Source organism: Janthinobacterium saanense, from assembly GCF_014200675.1.
GTDB lineage: Bacteria > Pseudomonadota > Gammaproteobacteria > Burkholderiales > Burkholderiaceae_D > Janthinobacterium.
Genome location: NZ_JACHCI010000006.1, coordinates 235,895 through 254,920 on the forward strand (window position 1 = coordinate 235,895; position 19,026 = coordinate 254,920).

Consider the following 19,026-nt stretch of genomic DNA (forward strand, 5'->3'; position numbering starts at 1 on the left):
ATGGAATAAACACGCCCGTCAGGACTGGTCGAGCGCCGCCTGCAATTCAGTCAGGTCATACGGTTTGCGCAATACGCTGGCGGAAAAGCCCAGTTCATCCATCGATTCCTTGCCGTAGCCGGTGGAAAAAATGATGCGCGTGCCCGGCTTGTCGCGCAGCACCATGCGTGCCAGCGCGATGCCCGACATGCCAGGCAGGCTGACATCGGTAAATAGGATATCGAAGTCTTGCTCATTAAGCAATTTCCACGCGGACTCGCCATCCGACACGCCGCTGACCGTGTGGCCCAGCATGCCCACCAGTTCGCACACCATCAGCTGCGAATCGAGGTTGTCTTCCACCACCAGGATTTTCAGGGATTGGGGCATTTCACCCGGGGTTGCCAGCGCATGGCCCGCCAAGTCCAGCCCTGGCGTACCTGCCAGCGCGAACTGGCGCGCGCGCAGTTGCTGCTGGCGGTTGGCCAGCACATGGCGCAGCTTGCGCGCCAGTTCTTCGCGACGGTACGGTTTGCTGAGCAGCTCCACGCCTGTGTCGAGCCGCCCCTCATGCACGATGACATCTTGCGCGTAACCGGAGGTAAACAAGACGGCAATATCGGGCTGCAACTCGCGCGCCAGGCGCGCCATCTCCGTGCTGCGCACCGGTCCTGGCATGATCACATCCGTGAACAGCAGGTCGATAGCCACGCCGCTTTGCAGCACGGCCAGCGCACTCTCGCCATCTTCGGCCTTGAGCACGGTGTAACCAAGCGCACTCAACATGTCGACCACGGTGGCGCGCACGCCCACGTCGTCTTCCACCACCAGCACCGTTTCCGTGCCACCCGTCACCACGCCGCTCCATTCCTGCTCTTCTTCGGCTTCCGCCATCAGTGAGCGGGGCAAATAGATTTTGACGCCCGTGCCCAGTCCCGGCTCACTGTAAATGCGGATATGCCCACGGCTCTGCGTGACGAAACCATAGGCCATCGACAGGCCCAGGCCGGTGCCCGCTCCTTCCGGCTTGGTGGTAAAGAACGGTTCAAACGCCCGTTGCAATACGGAACCGCTCATGCCGCGCCCCGTATCGGTCACGGACAGCATCACATATTGCCCCGCCGGCACATCAACCAGTTTGTGCACATAACGTTCATCAAGCACCACATTGCCCAGCTCGATGGTCAGCTTGCCCGTGCCATCCATGGCGTCGCGCGCATTGATGGCCAGGTTGAGTATCACGTTTTCAATCTGGCTGCGGTCAACCAGGGTATTCCACAAGCCACGGCCCCCCACCAGCACGATTTCTATCGCTTCACCCAGGGCGCGCCGCAGCAGCGCATCCATATTACGCACCACGCGTGACAAGTCCAGCACCACGGGTTTGAGCGGTTGACGGCGGGCAAAGGCCAGCAAGTGCGAGGACAGCTTCGCGCCCCGCTCGACGGCGGCAATCGCCGTGTCGAGACGCTGGCGCATCACGCCATCCTGTGGCGACAGATGTTGCAGCAAATGCAGATTGCCCGAAATAATCTGCAGCACATTATTGAAGTCATGCGCAATACCACCCGTCAACTGGCCCACGGCTTCCATCTTTTGCGCCTGGCGCAAGGCTTCTTCCGCCTTGGTACGTTCCTGCACTTCCTGTTCGACCCGGTGTTCCAGCGTTTCGTTCAATTCGTGCAGCGCTTTTTCGATGCGCCGCCGCTCCGTGATATCGGTCTTGACAGAGATCAAGGCGCGTGGCTGTCCATCTTCATCGACCAGGCGGCTGACATTGCTCGACACCCAGACATGCGAACCGTCGGGCTTCAGATAGCGTTTTTCCAGGGTGAACGATTCACCAGTTTCCACCAGGCGCTGGAACAACAGATTATTGCCTGGCAGATCGTCCGGGTGCAGGATGTCGCGCATGTTCAGGCTCAGCAGCTCTTCGCACGAACGGCCCAGCATGCGGCACAGGGCGCCATTGACCCGCTGGAAACGGCCATCGAGGCCCAGTTCCGACAAGCCCACCGAAGCCTGGCCGAAAATGGCGGCCATGCGGTCCTGGCTGGCCGTCAGTTCATCCTCGATCTGGCGCCGCTCGGTGACGTCAAACGAGACGCCCACGTAGCGGTGCTGGCCAGGTTCCTTGCCGTCAAGCACCTCGCCCTGACGCGCTATCCAGCGCACCGCACCGTCACTGCGGCGCTGAATGCGGTATTCCACATAGTCGAGCGGATTGGATGACAGTTCGATACGGCTGGGGCCTATCTTTGCATGGTCGCGCGCATCGACCATGCCGACCAGGAACTGCTGCGTGATTTCCTGTTCATCGTCTATGCCCCACAGGTGACGGAAGGTGGGCGACACTTCCATGCGGCCCGTCTCGGGAAACCATTCAAAGGTGCCGATACCGCCCGCCTGCTGTGCCAGGCGCAGCCGTTCATCGCCTTCCAGATGTCCGGTGACATCGATGCCTTCGACCAGGATGCCGCTGACCAGGCCCGCTTCATCCTTGATGGGCTGGTAGATAAAATCCAGATAACGCTGCGCGGTACTGCCGTCTTCCTGCTGCAAGTCCACCTTGACCTGGCGCCCTTCGTAAGGCACGCCACTGCGGTAGACTTCGTCGAGCAAATCGATAAAGCCCTGCGGCTTGACCTCGGGCAAGGCCAGTTCGACTGATTTGCCGACCAGTTCGCGGCGCCCCACCAGACGCTGATAATGCTCGTTGGCCAGTTCAAACACATGTTGCGGCCCGCGCAGCACGGCCATGAAGCTGGGCGCCTGCTGGAACAGCGCACGCAACAAGGCGCGCTCTTCGCCCAGTTGGCGGTTGGCCAGTTTCAATTGCCGCCCTTCTTCCAGGCGCGCCGTCAATTCCAGCGCCGTACACAGCACGCCATCGACCTGCCCTGCATCGCCGTGCACGGGCGTATAGAACAGGTCGAAACAGACATCGGTGCGCACGCCGTTGCGCAACAGCGGCAGCAGGCGTTCGCGGTGCACCTGGGTTTCGCCGCGCAAGCCCGCTTCCAGGATGCGCGCATTCCAGTCCCAGACCTCGGGCCAGATGGCGGCGACCGTGCCACCCAGCGCGGCCGGATGGCGGGTACCGGCAATCTTGATGTATTCATCGTTATAAATCATGACGTGCTCAGGCCCCCACATCAGCACCATCGCCATCGGCGAATTGAGCACGATATCGACGCTGGTGCGCAAATTGGCGGGCCAGCCCGCCATGGGTCCCAGGCTGGTGCGCGACCAGTCGAACTGGCGCAGCAGCTCACCCGTGGCGCCGCCTCCGCGCGGCAGGTAATCGGCGGCGGCAGGCTGCGCAAGGTGGTTCATATGGTGGCTCATGCTGAGGTGCCCAAAGCGGCGCCTGCAACGGCAGCTGCATCCGTCTGCACGCAGACCTGGCAGTGGCGCGGTATGCGTACGGTAAATACCGTACCCTGCGTTTCCGTGGAATGTACTTGCAAGCTGCCGCCGTGCGCCTTGACGAACATGTTGACGGTGTACAAGCCCAATCCCAGGCCCTGGCCTGCCTTGCGCTTTTCGCCTGCCTGCTGGAACGGTTCAAACAGGGTGGGCAGCAGTTCCGGCGCGATCAGGCCACGGTTGCTGACGCGCAGTTCCAGCATGTCGGCGCTGCGGCCGTCGAGCGCCAATTGCACCGGCGCATAAGCTTCGCCATGCGTGATGGCGTTGCTGAGCAAGTTGGAGATGATTTGCGACAACAAGCCCGCATCGCACTGGCCATGCAATTCACCCACGCTGGCAATTTCCACCGGTGCGCTGCGCCCCGGCGTATCGAATTCATCGACGATGGCTTGCGCCAGCGCCAGGTAATCGTGGGTGGCGCTGCGCAATTCCATCGTGCCCGAGCGTATCCTGGCCAGGTCCAGCAACTGGTCGACCATGCGCCCCATGCGCCTGGCGCTGCTTTCGATGCGCTGCGCCGTCACAATCACCTTGGGATGGTCGCTCATCATGGGCAACACCATGGCGCCATTCATGACCACCGACAAGGGCGTGCGCAAATCGTGGCCCAGCACGGCCGTGAACAATTCATTGAGGTGCAGCGCATGCTTGAGTTCATCGAGCTGGGCCGACAAGGCCCTTTTCTGCTGATACAGTTGCACCAGTACCTGCACCTTGCTTTGCAGCGCCTTGACGTCGATGGGCTTGAACAGGAAGTCGACGGCGCCCGCTTCATAACCACGAAAACTGTAGGACGGCTCGCGGGTGGCTGTCAGGAAAATCAGCGGAATGGTGCGCGTGCGCTCGCTGCCGCGTATCAGCTCGGCCAGCTCAAAACCATCCATTTGCGGCATTTGCACATCGATCAGCGCCAGCGCCACTTCGTGGGTCAGCAACAGTTCCAGGGCCTCGGCGCCGGAGGCCGCTTTCAGGATAACAATGCCTGGCTGCGCGAGCACGGCTTCAGCGGCAATCAGGTTTTGCGCAACGTCGTCAACGACGAGGATATGGATAGGTGCGGTCACGGCTCAGTCTTCGGTATCGCAGAGATTGCCCGGCTCGGGCTGCGATCGTCCATGTTAGGTTAACTATAAAAATTTTAACTTTATATCACTGTTGCGCAGATATCTTACACGCACTGAGCTTTTGCCATCCGGACAGCCGTGCGGACCGGGCCGTCAATCACCGAGCAAGGCCAGGCTGGCAGCCATCTGCCGCAAGTCCAGCACGCGGTCGGCGCCAGCCCGCTGCAAGGCGGCGGCCGGCATGCTGCTGGCCACTGCATCGGCAGGATCTTGCACCCACGCACTGCCACCCAGCTTGCGCACGCGCACCAATCCCGCCGCGCCATCGGCCGACGCGCCCGTCAGTATGATGGCCAGCATGTCGCCACGATAGGCGTAGGCGGCTGATTCGAGCAGCACATCGATGGACGGACGCGAAAAATTCACGGCGTCATCGAGTGACAGCGAAAAGTGCCGCTCAGGCTCAATCTGCAAATGATAATCGGGACCGGCAAAATACACGGTGCCGCCACACACTGTTTCCTTGTCCTGCGCTACGCGCAAGGGTAGCAGGCAACGCCCGGCATACAGTTGCGGCAAGCGGCTGGAGCGGCCAGGCGCCAGATGCAACAGCACCACCACGGCTGCCCGGCAACGGGCCGGCAACGCACGCAGCAAGACACCGAGCGCTTCGACACCGCCGGCCGAAGCGCCGATGGCGATCAGGCGCAAGCCCGCCGGTGGCGCAGCTACGGTGGTGGAAGGGAGGGTAGCAGGCATAAGCTCAGGCGCGCTGATAAATTTTTTCAGCGGGCGCCAGTTCACGGAAACTGGCCGTATGGCGGCTGAAATGCAAGCTTTCCTTCATGCCCAGTCCGAGGAAACCCCGGTTGACCAGCGCTTCATGGAACAGGCCCAGGGCACGGTCTTGCAAGTCCTTGTTAAAGTAAATCATGACATTACGGCAGGAAACCATATGCACCTCGGAAAAGACACTGTCCGTCGCCAGGCTGTGGTCGGCAAACACAAACTGGCGCCGCAAGCGCCGGTCAAAGATGGCGCCCTTGTAGGCGGCCGTGTAATAGTCCGATAAGGAACGCTTGCCGCCCGCCTGCCGGTAATTCTCGCTGAACTGGGCGATGCGGTCGATGGCGTAAATGCCGGCCTCGGCAGCGGCCAGCGCTTCGACATTGATATCGGTCGCATAAATCATGCTGCGCTCCAGCAAGCCCTCTTCTTCCAGCAAAATCGCCAGCGACCAGACTTCCTCGCCACTGCTGCAACCGGCCACCCACAGCTTGATTGATGGATAGGTGTGCAGCACCGGCACTACCTTTTCGCGCAACATGCGGAAATACGCCGGATCGCGGAACATCTCGCTGACCTGTACCGTAAAAAACTGCAACATCTGCGCAAACACGGCAGGTTCGTGCAAGATGCGGTCCTGCAACTGCGACACCGTGGCGCAGCCAAAGCGCTCCATCGCCTGGCGCATGCGCCGGCGCAGCGAGGCCACCGAATAATCGCGGAAATCATGCTGATAACGCAGCAAGATTCCCTCCAGCAACAGTTTCAGCTCTATCTCAAAAACATCATCTTCTTGCAATTGAAAGCACACTCCCAGATCTGCTTCCGGCAGCACGCCGGGCGAGCTTCGATGCTAGCAGAAACACACATCTGGTTTTGTACGCTAGCGTACGAAAGTAGCCATTTCCTCAGACATTGACGCCCTTCATACCCTCGGCCGTATAACGCGCACCCGCCGCAATGCCTGGTGGAAACGCGGCACCGATCAGCGCCAGCTCGGCCTTGCTGAGCGTCACTTGCAGGGCGCCCAGGTTGTCTTGCAGATAGGCGATGCGCTTGGTGCCGGGGATGGCGATGATGTCCTCGCCTTGCGCCAGCAGCCAGGCCAGCGCCAGTTGTGCTGGCGTGCAATGCTTGCTGATGGCGAGCTGCCGCAGCATGTCGACGATGGCCAGGTTGTATGGCAGGTTTTCAGGGGCGAAACGGGGATTCATCTGGCGGAAATCGCCCTCATCGAGGCTGGCCGTGGCGCCGATGGCGCCCGTCAGGAAGCCGCGTCCCAGGGGGCTGTAGGCCACAAAACTGGCGCCCACCTGGCGGCAGGCGGCCAGCACGCCCTGTTCCGGCTCGCGCGACCAGAGCGAATATTCGCTTTGCACGGCGGCCACCGGGTGGATGGCCGCGGCGCGCAGCAAGGTGGCGGCGCTGACTTCGCACAGGCCCACGGCGCGGATCTTGCCTTCCTGCACCAGTTGCGCCAGCGCCCCCATCGACTCTTCCAGCGGGGTGTCGAGATTTACGCGGTGCAAATAATACAGATCGATGGTTTCCACGCCCAGCCGCGTCAACGATGCCTCGCACGCCTGGCGGATGTAGGCTGGGGAATTGTCGATGCGGCGCGCATAGGCGCCCGGTTCGCGCGCCAGGCCGCACTTGCTGGCGATCAGCGCCTGCTGGCGCCGGCCGCGCAAGAAACGTCCCAGCAATTGCTCATTATGGCCAAATCCATAGGCGTCGGCCGTGTCGAACAGGGTCACGCCGGCGTCCAGCGCCGCTGCCAAAGTCGCCAGCGACTGGACTTCGTCGGTGGCGCCGTAAAACTCCGACATGCCCATGCAACCCAGGCCCAGCGCCGAACTGCGCAAGCCGCTATTACCGATAGTGCGATGTTGCATATGATGCTCCGTGAGAGGTAAAAACCGCAGTGTAGGCAGCACCATCGCCGCATGGAATGACTGTTTTCGTGATACCTTTCTGGTATGAAGACTCTAGACACCCACGCCCTGACCCTGTTCTGCGCCGTCGCCCGCTGCCTGAATTTCCGCCAGGCGGCGGAGCAACTGCACATGACGCAGCCGCCGCTGTCACGCGCCATCAAGACCCTGGAAGAACGGCTGGGCACGCGATTGTTCGAACGCAATACGCAAGGCGTGGCCCTGACCGATGCGGGGCGCACCTTGTTGCCGCAAGCACTGCATATTTTGCAATTACTGGAACAGGCAGAGCAATCGTTGCAGCGCGATAAGGTTCCCACGCGCCTGCGCCTGGGCCTGACCAGCTCGGTGGAAGCGGGCCTGTTCCGGCCGCTGCTGGCGGTGCTGGAATCGTCGCTGGAAAGGTGCCGGGTGGAATTGACGGCAGCACCATCGCCGCGCCTGATCGCTGCCGTGCGCAAGGGCCAGCTCGACGCGGCACTGATCGCCTTGCCCAGCGCCACATTCGAACTGGCCGTGTTGCCGCTGGCCAGCGACCCCATGATGCTGGCCATGCCGGCTGGACACCCGCTGGCACGCAAGCGCAAGGTGGCGCTGGCCGAGATTGTTCACGAACCCGTCTACTGGTTTGAACGCTCGCGCCAGCCCGCGTTTTTCGACCATTGCCAGCAAGTGTATGAACGCCATGGTTTTGCTCCCGCCTTTGTGCGCGAGCCGCTCGATCATCATGTCTTGCTCAGCGAGGTGGCTGCGGGCAAGGGCATGGCCCTGCTGCCCGACTCTTTCCGCGCCTTGCGCCTGGACGGCGTGGTGTATCGGCAACTGGCGCAGGGAGACGAACTGGCAACCAAGCTTGGCCTGGCCTGGCGTAGCGACAGCAGCCACCCTGCCCTGCCCGTACTGCGTCAACTGGCACTAAGCGACCTATAGCGTGCAGACCGGCGCCAGACGCGCTACCATACTGCCTTCCTATTCCCACCTGGCCAACACCATGACGTTTACCATCAGCGACGCCGCTTACGGCACCGACACTCCTGCCGCCAAAGAAGCCATGTATGCAGACTTGCGCTCGCAACTGCAAGGCTTGCTGGCAGGCGAAAGCGATTTCATCGCCAATACCGCCAACTTCAGCTCGCTGGTGTTCAACACCATGCCCGGCTTGAACTGGGCCGGTTTTTACTTTTTGAAAGAGGATGAGCTGGTCTTGGGACCCTTCCAGGGCAAACCAGCCTGCATCCGTATCAAGAAGGGCCGTGGCGTCTGCGGCACGACGGTGGTGGAAGGCAAAACCATCGTGGTGCAAGACGTGCACGCGTTTCCTGGCCACATCGCTTGCGACGTCAACTCGCGCTCGGAACTGGTAGTGCCCGTGTTTTCCAATGGCCAGATCATCGGCGTATTCGACCTGGACAGCCCATTGACCAGCCGTTTCGACGATGTCGATGCAGCAGGCGTGGAGTCGCTGGTCAAAGTACTGGAAGCAGCGATCGTCGCCTGACTCAGGCTGACTTCACCGCAATAAACTCGCCCTTGCCCACTGGCACCAGGCAACTGGTGTAGCGGGCGTCCTGGCGTATGCCGTCGAGGAAATCCGCCATCTCCGCGTAATGCGAGCTGGCGTTATCGACCACCAGCACACCGCCCGGCGCCAGCGCCCGGTCCAGCTGCGGCCACCAGGCGCCGTACTGGCTGCGGGCTGAATCGAGAAAGATGAAATCGTAGGCGCCATCCTGGCTGTCCTGCAGCACCTGGCCCGCATCCGCCAGTAACTGGCCGATCACACCCTGCAAGTGCGCCCGCGCAAAGTTCGCTTGCGCCATGTCGAACTTGTCCTGCGCCTTTTCCACCGTCACCACCGAGCCTTGCAAAGCCTGCACTGCGCGCGCCAGCCACAGGGTGGAATAGCCGTTCGAGGTGCCGATTTCCAGTATGCGCCGGGCGCCGCGCGCCTGCACCAGCACGGCCAGCAACTCGCCCGTGTCGCGCGTGATATTGAGCATGCGCGATCCGCGCTGCGTGTGGACCGCATCGTTGGCGAGGCCGAAGGCTTCCAGTTCGCCCAGCAGGGTTTCAAGCGTATCTTTTTTAATCGTCATGCTGCCTCCTTGTCAGCTGTCAGCATAGCACTCAAGATCAGGCGGCGCGGCGCAAGGGACGCTTCAAGGACTGCACCATCAGCACGCCCAAGAGCGTCACGCTACCGCCGATCACATCGTAGCTGTGCAAGGTTTCACCGAGGAACAGCAAGGCGATGATGACAGTAAACACGGGCAGCAGATTCATCAGGGTGGTGGCGCGGCTGGGACCCAGCTTGCCCAGGCCATGCATCCACAGCCAGGGCGCGATCACGGAAGCGGGGATGCCGGCAAACAGCACCAGCGGCAAGCCGGCACTGGAAACGGGCGGCGCGGAATGGCTCAGGTAATAGATAAACAGCACGGGCACCGCGCACCAGACCTGTATCAGCAGCGAATGCCAGTTATTGAGGGCGATTTTCCAGCGCTTCATCAGCACGCCATACGCGGCGTACGACAGGCAGCCGAGCAGCATCAAGCCATCGCCGACGCCCATGCCATGTTTCAGCAGCGCGGCGGGGTCGCCGTGGCTGAGCAGATATCCCAGGCCCAGCAAAGACACCAGGCTGCCGAATACGCCGCCCACGGTGGCCGTCTCGCCCAGCAGCAGCACCGACAAAATCACCGCCAGCAGCGGCATCAGCGAGGCCAGAATGCCCATATTGGTGGCCGTGGTGGTTTGCGCAGCCGTGTAGGCCAGGCACTGGTACATCACCATGCCCAGCATGCCCAGCACAAACAGCTTGCCCACATGGGGCGCAATTGCGGCACGCTGCTGCCAGGCAGACCGGCCAAACACCAGCGCCAGCAGCACGCCCGCCAGCAGCCAGCGGAAAAACGAGATGGCGGCCGGATCGATGACGCCCACGGCGAGCTTGCTGACGATGGTGTTGATGGCCCAGATCAGCACGGCGATCACGGGTAATAAATAGTGCATGAGGATTCCTTTAGACGAGTAGCGATTGTCGCATGGTCTGATTTGATGGATATAATGCGTATCAGACAAACGATTCTTCTATCTGGACAATATGGCGACCAATCAGCATTTCCCGGAAGTGTCCGACGTGCTGCCCTATCCCGTGTATTTCCGGCTCAGCGATTATCAAGCCCACCAGCAATTCGAGTACCAGACCCATCCCTGGGGCCAGCTGACCTATTGTTCGACGGGCGTGATGGAAATCATGGTGGACGGCCAGCGCTATCTGGCGCCGCCCCAATATGCCGTATGGATACCGCCCGAGACCCTGCATGACGGCTATATCCGCCAGGATGTGACCTTTCATTCGGCCTATATCGACGCCAGCCTGTGCGCGCAATTGCCTGATCAACCGTGTGCGCTGGTGCTCAGCCCTTTGCTCAAAGCCATTCTGGGTGACTTCGCCGAGCGGGGCCTGACCACGCCGGCCTCGCCGGCAGACCAGCGCCTGGCGCAAGTACTGGTCGACCAGCTGCAACTGGCGCCCTGCAGCCGCAACTACCTGCCCGGCAGCGATGACCCCATCACCAAGGCACTGCTCGATGGCTTGCAGGCAGATCCGGGCAGCAAGCTCTCACTGGCGGACTGGGCGGCGCAATTGCACGTTACGGAACGCACCCTGGCGCGCCGTTGCCAGCGCGAACTGGGCATGGCCTTTGGCGAATGGCGGCAGCGCCAACGTTTCCTGGCGGCCCTGCCCCTGCTGGAACGGGGCGACACGGTGCAGGAAATTGCCCTGGGGCTGGGTTACAGCACGGCCTCGGCCTTTATCGCCATGTTTCGCCGGCAAAGCGGCGGCACGCCAGACCAGTTCCGGCGCCAGCCGCGCTGAAAGGAAGCAGGCTGAGTCTGCTTTCCTTACAGCACTTCAATGCTAAAATTCAAACATCTTTCTCGTAAGTAAAAGGATGACTGCAATGAACTCACCGACCGACTCGGCCAGCGATAGCAGCCTGGACCTGCCGGCCCCGTCCGCACCAGCGCCTGGCGCGGCACCAGTCATTCCCGACAAAGCTGATATACCCACCGTGCTGGGAAAATTGCGTTCCCTGGTGCAGGAAAAAACGCGTTTCGAGCCAAAAGACATCAGCCCGCTGGCCGAAGACGACGCGCTGCAGGATTTTTCGCTGCAAGCCAATTTCGTGCTCGAAGCGCGTTTTGAAAATCGCGTCATCAATGGTTATTTCAAGCCATCCGTGGGCGACCAGCACTGTGGCGCGCAGGAGGTGGGAGCACTCGCTATCGCGCAGGGCAAGGAAAGGCTGCGCCTGGCCGCAGCCAAACTGGAAACCGCCCTGCAGCAAACGGACCATGCTTACGACACGGTCAGGCAAGGCGCGTATCTGCTGCACGCCGTCAAATACTGGCACCTGGACGACTGCGCTCCCTGCGACGGCAAGGGCCGCATACGCTGCAGCACCTGCCATGGTTCCAAGCAGGAAACCTGCTGGAAATGCCACGGCGGTCGCACCGTCAGTTGCGACGCCCATGGCTGCCATGGCAGCGGCAAGGTGTCGTGCAGCTATTGCAGCGGCAGCGGAACTGTCGCCGAACAAGTCAGCGATGACGTGACGGTGCAAGTGCCCACTACCACCTACGAGAACGGCAACTCGCACACCACCTACCATACCGAGACGCGCACGCAATACCGCACCGTATCGCGCAATTGCAGCCATTGCAGTTTCGGCAAAGTCACGTGCAACAGCTGCCACGGCGCCGGCAATGTCAATTGCAACACTTGCCTGGCCAGCGGCAGCATCAGTTGCCGCACCTGCAGCGGCCTGGGCGACCTGCGCTGCAACCCTTGCGAAGGCTCGGGCCAGCAAGGCGATGCTTCCTGGACCGACATCCACGTGGTTCCCGATTACAGCGTCAGCCTGCCCAAGCAGGCGCCCGACGATGCACGCCGCATCCGCGACAAGGAGAGCGTGCACTCACTGGCCGCCATCGCCAGCAGCCTGCAGCTGGCCAAGGTCAGCATCTACGATAGCGACCACCCGCAGGAAGTCGACGCCCTGTATGCGGGCAAGCTGCGCATCGTGCGCCTGGACGCCGTCTGCAACGAAGAGAAGCATCACCTGGTTGCCTACGGCACGGACTTGCGCTGGCTGACCATGGACGACATCGTGGAAAAACTGCTGCGCGGCGACCTCAAGACGCTCAGCGACGCGCTGGCCGGCAGCGCCGACGACGGCCTGTTTTCGGCCCAGGTGCAAGGTCTGCTGAGACCACTGCGCGACGTGGCCGCCTCCGAGCTGAATGCGGACGTGATCGAATCGATACTGCGCGGCGAAACGGACCACGCCCACGTGGACGTGGTCTCGCCCGACTATGCGCAACTGGTGCGCACCTGCGTGCTCGGTGCATTGCGCCAGATCTACACGCGGCTGGCCAAGCAATTCTGGTGGAAAAGTGCGCTGGCCGCGCTGGCCATCACCATCGCCACCTGGTTTGTCGCCGGACGCGGCACGGCCGCTTTTGCCGGCCTGGTGACGGTGGCCGGCGGCTATCTGCTGTTCAACCGCAAAGTCAAATCGGTGCTGCAAGAGGCGCTGGGCGGCGAGAGCCAGGCCGAACGGGCCATGCATATCGCCGGCAAGGGCCGCCGCAACCAGCTGGCCCAGGTCTTGATACTGGCGCCCGCCGCAGTCGCCGTACTGGCGGCCAGCATCGGGCTGCCCGTGCGCACGCGCGCGCCAGCCAAACCGCCGCAGCCGGCGATGGCGTCGGCCACCGTCGAGCCGCACCCGCCCACCATCGCGCTGCAGGACGCCAGCATGCCGAAAGCCGTCAAGCTGTATGATAATGGCGACAAGGTGAAGGCGCTGGCGATGCTGGAAACACTGGTCAAGGATGGTGAAGTGGAGGCCTATGGCTTGTATGGCTGGATGCAGCTGATGGGCGAAGGCCAGCGCCATGGAGGCAATGTCAGCGAGCAGCAGCGCAAGGCGCGCCAGGTCACGGCCAAGCCGTGGATCACCAAGGCGCTGCCGAAGAACGACAGCTATGCGCTGACGGCCAAGGGCGTGATGATGGCGGAAGGCTGGCAAGAGCCGCGCAATATGCCGCGCGCGCTCGACTACCTGAAACAGGCGGCACAAAAGGGCAATATCAACGCCATGCATATGCTGGGGCTGTACCACGTGCGCGGCTACCAGACGCCCGTCAACAACAAGGAAGCGCGCAAATGGTTCACCATGGCGGCCGACAAGGGCAGCGCTGGCGATATCTACAACCTCGGCTTGATGGATTGGGAAGGCGCCGGATTGAAACGCCCCGACCGCAGCAGCGCCATGCAGCGCTGGAAGATTGCGGCCGGGATGGGCGAAGAGCGCGCCGTTAAAGCGGTGGCGCAGGGCCACCCATAGATTTTATGCCGGTACAGTCGCGGCCAATGCCTGCAAGGCCATCGGATTCGGCGTCGGTTCGGCGATCTTTTTCAGCAAGTTGCGGTCCGTGTGGTGGAACGGTTCATCCTTGCCGCGGATCAGCATGACCGTGTCTTCATCGTAGCCCCAGCTACCGTCAGGATGGATGTCGACCTTGATGCGGTATTCGACGGTGGTGAAAGCGTGTTCGAGGAAGGGGTTCGAGCAAATGCCGAAGGCTGTGCTATCGCGTTTGGCGACCAGTTCAAAACTGGTGGCGTCCGCCGTGGTGGTGCCCGAGGCCATGGCGATCTGGCCGCGCGGGATGGCCAGCGTCTGGATCACGGCGCCGGTAGCCGGTTCCCACAACCAGTAGCCAACTTGCTCATGGTAGGTCTTGACCTGGTCCGGCTTGGTGATGTGGATGTAGTAGCGCAAGCCGTAGAACAGCTGCGGGCCGTTGGTGACGGGGTCGATCGGCTGCAACTCGATGCGCTCGACAAAAGCCTGCTTGCGCGGGCCATCTGCTTTCGGCTTGACGTCCAGCCCGCGCGTACCGGCCCAGATGCCGGCCATGCCGGTCAAAGGGCCCAGGTTGTTCAGGGTGTGGACGTCGGCCGACGGTTCGGTGTAGATATCTTCAGGAAAATCGCTCATGCGCTGCTCTTTACAATAGGGTGAAAAATACTGGCCCCTATTGTAAGACCTGGACTAGCGCCGGCAAAGCCGATTAAACCAGCGGATCGGGCAAAGCGCTCAAGGTGAAGATTTCAAAACCCGTTTCCGTCACGGCCAGCGAGTGTTCGAACTGCGCGGACAAAGAACGGTCCTTGGTGACCGTGGTCCATTTGTCGGGCAAGACCTTGACCTGGTAGCTGCCCACGTTGAGCATAGGCTCGATGGTAAAAATCATGCCTGGTTCGAGCACGATGCCGGTGCCGGCGCGGCCGTAGTGCAGCACTTGCGGCGTGTCGTGAAATACTTTACCTACGCCGTGGCCGCAAAAATCGCGCACCGACGAAAATCCCTGCGCCTTGGCGACCGCTTCGATCACGGCGCCCACGTCGCCCAGGGTCGCACCCGGACGCACGGTGTTGATGCCAGCCATCATCGCTTCATAGGCGGTCTTGACCAGGCGGTTGGCCAGGATCGACACTTCGCCCACCTTGAAGGTGCGGCTGGTGTCGCCATGCCAATCATTGAATTTCGGCGTGACGTCGATGTTCAGAATGTCGCCCACTTTCAAAATCTTGGTCTCGGACGGAATGCCGTGCGTGACCACGTGATTGACCGAGATGCAGCTGGCGTGCTTGTAGCCGTGGTAATCGATGGTGGCGGGAATGGCGCCGGCGGCGCGCATGAATTCTTCGCACATGGCGTCGAGCCTGGCCGTCGAAATGCCGGGCTTCACAAATGGCGTGATGTAATCGAGCGTGTCGGCGGCGATGCGGCCGGCCGCGCGCATGCCGGCAAAGCCCTCTTCATCGTGCAGGGGGATTTTCTTGCCGTGTTCAAGCTGAGTGGAATAGCGCATGGTGTAATCGTTCTTTATGAGTGTGAGGTAGTTTGGGTGGCCCAGCCGCGCACGGCATCGTGCGAAGCGCGCAGCATGGCGTCGACGCTGGCCGGTATCGGCCGTTCCTGGGTCAGAAAAGGTTTGACGACGGCCACCGGGGCGTCGATCAGCACGAATTTGAGCAGCATGTGATCGATATCGAGTTCGGTATCGCCGGGCAACGCTTCGGCACAGCGCGCAAAGCAGGCGTCTAACGCCGCCTGCTCTTCTTCCAGCGCGGCCTGCAATTCTTCCGTGATACCGCCGTTGAAATCGGGGCTGTCTTCGCATTGCAGCAGGAAACGCGCATACACGGGCTTGCGGCGGCACCAGTCCAGCATGCCATGCACGCCAGCCCAGGTATCGCCATTCGCCCACAGGCTGGCCACTTCCTGGCGGAAGTCGCTCTTCACGCGCAGCCAGGCGCGCGCCAGGATGGCGTTGCGCGAATCGAAGCGGTGATACACGGAACCGATGGGCGCGCCCGCCTTGACTGCAATCGCCGCCATCGAGACGGCGCCCACGCCGCATTGCGCCGCGACGGCTATCGCGCTGTCGATGAAATTGTTTTCGTTGAATTTAGCTAATCTGACCATGCCAAATAGAATACCGATTCTATTTGATGCCGTCAAGTCGGATGCACTGACTTGCCTGATCAAACCTGCGTCACTGCTGCACGAAGAACAACAGGAATACAAACTTTGCACGTGCATGATTCTGCCCCACAGGTCCTGCGCCATGAAAAGTAAACGCTTTGACAGATTACTTTCAGCCCAATAGGCAACGCTCCCGCTAACGTGACAATGTGTGAAACTTCTCTTTTGACAATCAGCTATGCTTTGGTGCCGCTAGTGTCTAGAGTCGTGTGATTACGTACATAGAGAACGGCGAGTTGTTTAATTTTGCAATATCAGCTTCGGGGCGATAACTCCCATTAGTCGCTGCGCTATGGAGCTCTCCTACTTCATAAGCACACCAGCAAAGCATGCATGCACCCAAGTCGCCAGCCCAGGCTCTCCGGGCCAAGCGGGCCTGAAAAATGTCGAGGGCAAGGCGCGGCGACGCAGACAGTACGCATGTACGGCAAGGAGCTGCAACGCCGCCATCGGCATTTTCTCAGACCTGCGTCTCCGGCCGCTGTTTTCAACAACACCCGCCAGCATCACGCAAACGCGGCGCCTGCCTTACAATGATATGCACGAACCCTCACAGGAGTTATCGATTGCATACGCCACCCTTCATCGCCTCCACCCGTTTTGATGATCCACGCCTGGCGCTGGAACAAGTGCAAGCCATTTACCGCAGCAGCATCGAACACTTGCGCGATGCGCTGCAACGCTTCGTGGCCGGCGAAGACATGCACGAGCGCGTGCGCGCCTGCTACCCCTTCGTGCGCATCCAGACCGACACGGTGGCGCGCGCCGATTCGCCCCTGGCCTATGGCTTCGTAGCCGGCCCCGGCGTGTTTGAAACCACGCTGACCCGCCCCGACCTGTTTGATGATTACTACCTCGACCAATTCACGCTGCTGCTGAAAAACCATAATGGCGGCCAGCGCGTACACCTGGAAGTGGGCGTCAGCGCGCAGCCGATCCCCGTGCATTTCTCGTTTGCCGAGCATGACCATATCGAAGGCAATATGGATGCCAGCCGCCGCCTGGCCATGCGCGACCTGTTCGACTTGCCCGACCTGTCGGCCATGGATGACGGCATCGCCAACGGCACGCATGAACCGGCGCATGGCGAAGCACAGCCGCTGGCCCTGTTCACGGCCCCGCGCGTGGACTATTCGCTGCAGCGCCTGCGCCACTACAGCGGCACCTCGCCACAGCACTTCCAGAACTTCGTGTTGTTTACCAATTACCAGTTCTACATCGACGAATTCATCCGCCTGGGCCACGCCATGATGGCGCACGCACCGGACGCCGATGCCCCATCGGACGACGACGGCTACATCGCCTTCATCGAACCGGGCAACGTGGTCACGCGCCGCGCCGGGCAGCCGGCCGAAAGCGACGACTTGCTGGGCGCCGCGCCGCCACGCTTGCCGCAGATGCCGGCTTACCACTTGCTGCGCGCCGACGGCAGCGGCATCACCATGGTCAATATCGGCGTGGGCCCGGCCAACGCCAAGACCATCACCGACCATATCGCCGTGCTGCGCCCGCACGCCTGGCTGATGCTGGGCCACTGCGCCGGCCTGCGCACCACGCAAAGCCTGGGCGACTACGTGCTGGCGCACGCCTATGTGCGCGAAGACCATGTGCTCGATGAAGACTTGCCGCTGTGGGTGCCTATCCCGCCGCTGGCCGAAATCCAGCAGGCGCTGCAAACGGCGGTGGCCGAAGTGACGCAGCTGACAGGGCTGGACTTGAAGCACATCATGCGCACAGGCACGGTGGCCAGCACCGATAACCGCAACTGGGAACTGCTGCCGCAACGCACGCCGGAGCGCCGTTTCAGCCAGAGCCGCGCCATCGCACTGGACATGGAAAGCGCGACGATTGCCGCCAACGGCTTCCGTTTCCGCGTCCCTTACGGCACCCTGCTATGCGTCAGCGACAAGCCGCTGCACGGCGAAATCAAGCTGCCCGGCATGGCCAACCATTTTTACCGCGAACGGGTCGACCAGCATCTGCGCATCGGCATCCGCGCCGTGGAACTGCTGCGCCGCCAGGGCGTGGACCGGCTGCACAGCCGTAAATTAAGGAGTTTTGCGGAAGTGGCGTTCCAGTAAAACGATCACGGGAAAAAGCGCGGATCGTAGATCCAGCGCTTGACGGTGCTGGCAACCATGCTCGAAACATCGGCATGACGGGGATTGATCAGGACATTGTATTCGTCCGGCACGATCACGGACGGCACCATCAGGAGCGCGGTTTTTCCCGCCGCGATCCAGTCGTCTCCCGCTGCCCTGGACGACATGCCTGCTGGTATCGCATCCCAGCCACCGGGAGGCAAGTCGAGTATCTGGCGCGTTGCCCACACCACATCGGGAATCTCGATACGCACCAGGTAACGATTGAATGGCAGGATGCCGCTACACAGGCTATGGACGGTTTCGAGTATCGCCAGGGCGATACTGGTGGAGCAATAGACAACTGGCCTACCCTTGCTATTCCAGCGCCCGCCCGTGATCCTGGCGCCGGCGCCGCTCAGATCACGGGCAGTGTACGTTGGCGTCTCCTGGGCGATACGCCAGAGCACGCTCATGCATAGGCCCCGCTCTGGCTCATGGACAGCAAGTCGGCCACCAGCCTTTGCCCTTCAAAGGTATCCATATAACTTGCCGCAGTCGCCCCGGCCAGTGCAGGCAGCGGCCGGCTCAGCCAGTCCGCTAGCCAGCGCGCCGCGTCAAAGCCGGCGGGATCGCCCGATTGCACGACCATCTCCTGCACCATGCCGATCAGGGTTTCGACCCCCAGCACGCGCTCCGATTCATCTTTCGACAACAGGCTGGCGTCTTTTTCCTTACGGCTGATGGTGGCGCGCGACAGGCCCAGACTCGACAACAGCAACTCCTTGCTCATACCCATGCGTGTTGACAGACGACTGATCGCCGACGCCGGTATGCCTTGCCGTATCAGCGCAATGCGCGCCTGCGTATCCACCCCGTACGGCGCCATGCTTTCATACAGCGACATGGTCTGGCGGACCGAAGCGGGCTGACTTGATTGACGTTGCTGCTTGGAATTAGCCATGACTATCTCCTTTAAGACACCAGTGTAGATCAAATGAGGCACATTACAAGCAAGGTGGCATGAATCGGCATAGGGGACAGCCGTGAAGGCCGCTCCCCTGCCACACCACCCGGCATGCGGGTCCGCACCGGGCGGTTCGAGTAGTTGAGGTCAAGA

Annotated in this window: 17 protein-coding genes; 5 read left to right on the forward strand and 12 right to left on the reverse strand. The window is 61.5% G+C overall.

Features of this window, described 5'->3' with window-relative positions; translation table 11 throughout:
- Positions 1–18: 18 nt before the first annotated feature.
- From HDE72_RS11665 to HDE72_RS11685, 5 genes are all read right to left on the reverse strand, one after another.
- Positions 19–3,315, reverse strand: a complete 3,297-nt coding sequence (locus tag HDE72_RS11665) for a hybrid sensor histidine kinase/response regulator (protein ID WP_183740816.1) — start codon at positions 3,313–3,315, stop codon at positions 19–21.
- An 8-nt stretch (positions 3,316–3,323) separates the two neighbouring features.
- On the reverse strand, positions 3,324–4,475 hold the full coding sequence (locus tag HDE72_RS27975; protein ID WP_183740818.1) for a hybrid sensor histidine kinase/response regulator: 1,152 nt from the start codon (positions 4,473–4,475) through the stop codon (positions 3,324–3,326).
- 153 nt (positions 4,476–4,628) lie between these two features.
- On the reverse strand, positions 4,629–5,234 hold the full coding sequence (locus HDE72_RS11675; RefSeq protein ID WP_183740820.1) for a chemotaxis protein CheB: 606 nt from the start codon (positions 5,232–5,234) through the stop codon (positions 4,629–4,631).
- Between the two features lie 4 nt (positions 5,235–5,238).
- Positions 5,239–6,060, reverse strand: a complete 822-nt coding sequence (locus HDE72_RS11680) for a CheR family methyltransferase (protein WP_183740822.1) — start codon at positions 6,058–6,060, stop codon at positions 5,239–5,241.
- 109 nt (positions 6,061–6,169) lie between these two features.
- On the reverse strand, positions 6,170–7,156 hold the full coding sequence (locus tag HDE72_RS11685) for an aldo/keto reductase (RefSeq protein WP_183740824.1): 987 nt from the start codon (positions 7,154–7,156) through the stop codon (positions 6,170–6,172).
- Positions 7,157–7,240: 84 nt separating this feature from the next.
- Here HDE72_RS11685 and HDE72_RS11690 point away from each other — a divergent pair, with 84 nt between their 5' ends.
- Together HDE72_RS11690 and HDE72_RS11695 are read left to right on the forward strand one after the other, a co-directional pair.
- On the forward strand, positions 7,241–8,125 hold the full coding sequence (locus tag HDE72_RS11690) for a LysR family transcriptional regulator (protein WP_183740827.1): 885 nt from the start codon (positions 7,241–7,243) through the stop codon (positions 8,123–8,125).
- A 61-nt stretch (positions 8,126–8,186) separates the two neighbouring features.
- The gene (locus HDE72_RS11695; protein WP_311735224.1) at positions 8,187–8,693 is read left to right on the forward strand and encodes a GAF domain-containing protein; all 507 of its coding nucleotides are present in this window, start codon (positions 8,187–8,189) and stop codon (positions 8,691–8,693) included.
- 1 nt (position 8,694) lies between these two features.
- On the opposite strand, the gene HDE72_RS11700 is transcribed toward HDE72_RS11695, so the two are convergent.
- Complete coding sequence (locus HDE72_RS11700; protein WP_183740830.1) at positions 8,695–9,291, reverse strand: O-methyltransferase; 597 nt, start codon at positions 9,289–9,291, stop codon at positions 8,695–8,697.
- A 37-nt stretch (positions 9,292–9,328) separates the two neighbouring features.
- Positions 9,329–10,207: a DMT family transporter gene (locus tag HDE72_RS11705; RefSeq protein WP_183740833.1), complete on the reverse strand. Its 879-nt coding sequence runs from the start codon at positions 10,205–10,207 to the stop codon at positions 9,329–9,331.
- Between the two features lie 91 nt (positions 10,208–10,298).
- Here HDE72_RS11705 and HDE72_RS11710 point away from each other — a divergent pair, with 91 nt between their 5' ends.
- Positions 10,299–11,078 carry an AraC family transcriptional regulator gene (locus tag HDE72_RS11710; protein WP_183740836.1) on the forward strand — a complete coding sequence of 260 codons (780 nt, stop codon included), beginning with the start codon at positions 10,299–10,301 and terminating at the stop codon, positions 11,076–11,078.
- An 85-nt stretch (positions 11,079–11,163) separates the two neighbouring features.
- Positions 11,164–13,614: a tetratricopeptide repeat protein gene (locus tag HDE72_RS11715; protein WP_183740839.1), complete on the forward strand. Its 2,451-nt coding sequence runs from the start codon at positions 11,164–11,166 to the stop codon at positions 13,612–13,614.
- A gap of 3 nt (positions 13,615–13,617) precedes the next feature.
- Here the strand turns inward: HDE72_RS11715 and HDE72_RS11720 are convergent, their stop codons facing one another.
- From HDE72_RS11720 to HDE72_RS11730, 3 genes are all read right to left on the reverse strand, one after another.
- The gene (locus HDE72_RS11720; RefSeq protein WP_183740842.1) at positions 13,618–14,271 is read right to left on the reverse strand and encodes an FABP family protein; all 654 of its coding nucleotides are present in this window, start codon (positions 14,269–14,271) and stop codon (positions 13,618–13,620) included.
- 73 nt (positions 14,272–14,344) lie between these two features.
- Positions 14,345–15,148 carry a type I methionyl aminopeptidase gene (gene map, locus HDE72_RS11725; protein ID WP_183740844.1) on the reverse strand — a complete coding sequence of 268 codons (804 nt, stop codon included), beginning with the start codon at positions 15,146–15,148 and terminating at the stop codon, positions 14,345–14,347.
- A 14-nt stretch (positions 15,149–15,162) separates the two neighbouring features.
- Positions 15,163–15,765: a TetR/AcrR family transcriptional regulator gene (locus tag HDE72_RS11730; RefSeq protein ID WP_183740847.1), complete on the reverse strand. Its 603-nt coding sequence runs from the start codon at positions 15,763–15,765 to the stop codon at positions 15,163–15,165.
- 593 nt (positions 15,766–16,358) lie between these two features.
- On the opposite strand from HDE72_RS11730, the gene HDE72_RS11735 reads away from it, so the two are divergent.
- A complete protein-coding gene (locus tag HDE72_RS11735) occupies positions 16,359–17,906 on the forward strand; it encodes an AMP nucleosidase (RefSeq protein ID WP_183740850.1) in 1,548 nt (515 codons plus the stop codon).
- 5 nt (positions 17,907–17,911) lie between these two features.
- Here HDE72_RS11735 and HDE72_RS11740 read toward each other — a convergent pair whose 3' ends face one another.
- Both HDE72_RS11740 and HDE72_RS11745 read right to left on the reverse strand, forming a co-directional pair.
- Positions 17,912–18,382, reverse strand: a complete 471-nt coding sequence (locus tag HDE72_RS11740; protein ID WP_183740853.1) for an RES family NAD+ phosphorylase — start codon at positions 18,380–18,382, stop codon at positions 17,912–17,914.
- A complete protein-coding gene (locus HDE72_RS11745) occupies positions 18,379–18,870 on the reverse strand; it encodes an MbcA/ParS/Xre antitoxin family protein (RefSeq protein WP_260176632.1) in 492 nt (163 codons plus the stop codon). The genes HDE72_RS11740 and HDE72_RS11745 overlap by 4 nt, the downstream gene beginning before the upstream one ends.
- Between the last annotated feature and the right edge of the window lie 156 nt (positions 18,871–19,026).

Coding starts and splice junctions, on each gene's coding strand:
- HDE72_RS11665 (WP_183740816.1), bottom strand. CDS start 3,315: ATGAACCACCTTGCGCAGCCTGCCGCCGCCGATTACCTGCCGCGCGGA.
- HDE72_RS11675 (WP_183740820.1), bottom strand. CDS start 5,234: ATGCCTGCTACCCTCCCTTCCACCACCGTAGCTGCGCCACCGGCGGGC.
- HDE72_RS11685 (WP_183740824.1), bottom strand. CDS start 7,156: ATGCAACATCGCACTATCGGTAATAGCGGCTTGCGCAGTTCGGCGCTG.
- HDE72_RS11690 (WP_183740827.1), top strand. CDS start 7,241: ATGAAGACTCTAGACACCCACGCCCTGACCCTGTTCTGCGCCGTCGCC.
- HDE72_RS11695 (WP_311735224.1), top strand. CDS start 8,187: ATGACGTTTACCATCAGCGACGCCGCTTACGGCACCGACACTCCTGCC.
- HDE72_RS11700 (WP_183740830.1), bottom strand. CDS start 9,291: ATGACGATTAAAAAAGATACGCTTGAAACCCTGCTGGGCGAACTGGAA.
- HDE72_RS11705 (WP_183740833.1), bottom strand. CDS start 10,207: ATGCACTATTTATTACCCGTGATCGCCGTGCTGATCTGGGCCATCAAC.
- HDE72_RS11710 (WP_183740836.1), top strand. CDS start 10,299: ATGGCGACCAATCAGCATTTCCCGGAAGTGTCCGACGTGCTGCCCTAT.
- HDE72_RS11715 (WP_183740839.1), top strand. CDS start 11,164: ATGAACTCACCGACCGACTCGGCCAGCGATAGCAGCCTGGACCTGCCG.
- HDE72_RS11720 (WP_183740842.1), bottom strand. CDS start 14,271: ATGAGCGATTTTCCTGAAGATATCTACACCGAACCGTCGGCCGACGTC.
- map (WP_183740844.1), bottom strand. CDS start 15,148: ATGCGCTATTCCACTCAGCTTGAACACGGCAAGAAAATCCCCCTGCAC.
- HDE72_RS11730 (WP_183740847.1), bottom strand. CDS start 15,765: ATGGTCAGATTAGCTAAATTCAACGAAAACAATTTCATCGACAGCGCG.
- HDE72_RS11735 (WP_183740850.1), top strand. CDS start 16,359: ATGATATGCACGAACCCTCACAGGAGTTATCGATTGCATACGCCACCC.
- HDE72_RS11740 (WP_183740853.1), bottom strand. CDS start 18,382: ATGAGCGTGCTCTGGCGTATCGCCCAGGAGACGCCAACGTACACTGCC.
- HDE72_RS11745 (WP_260176632.1), bottom strand. CDS start 18,870: ATGGCTAATTCCAAGCAGCAACGTCAATCAAGTCAGCCCGCTTCGGTC.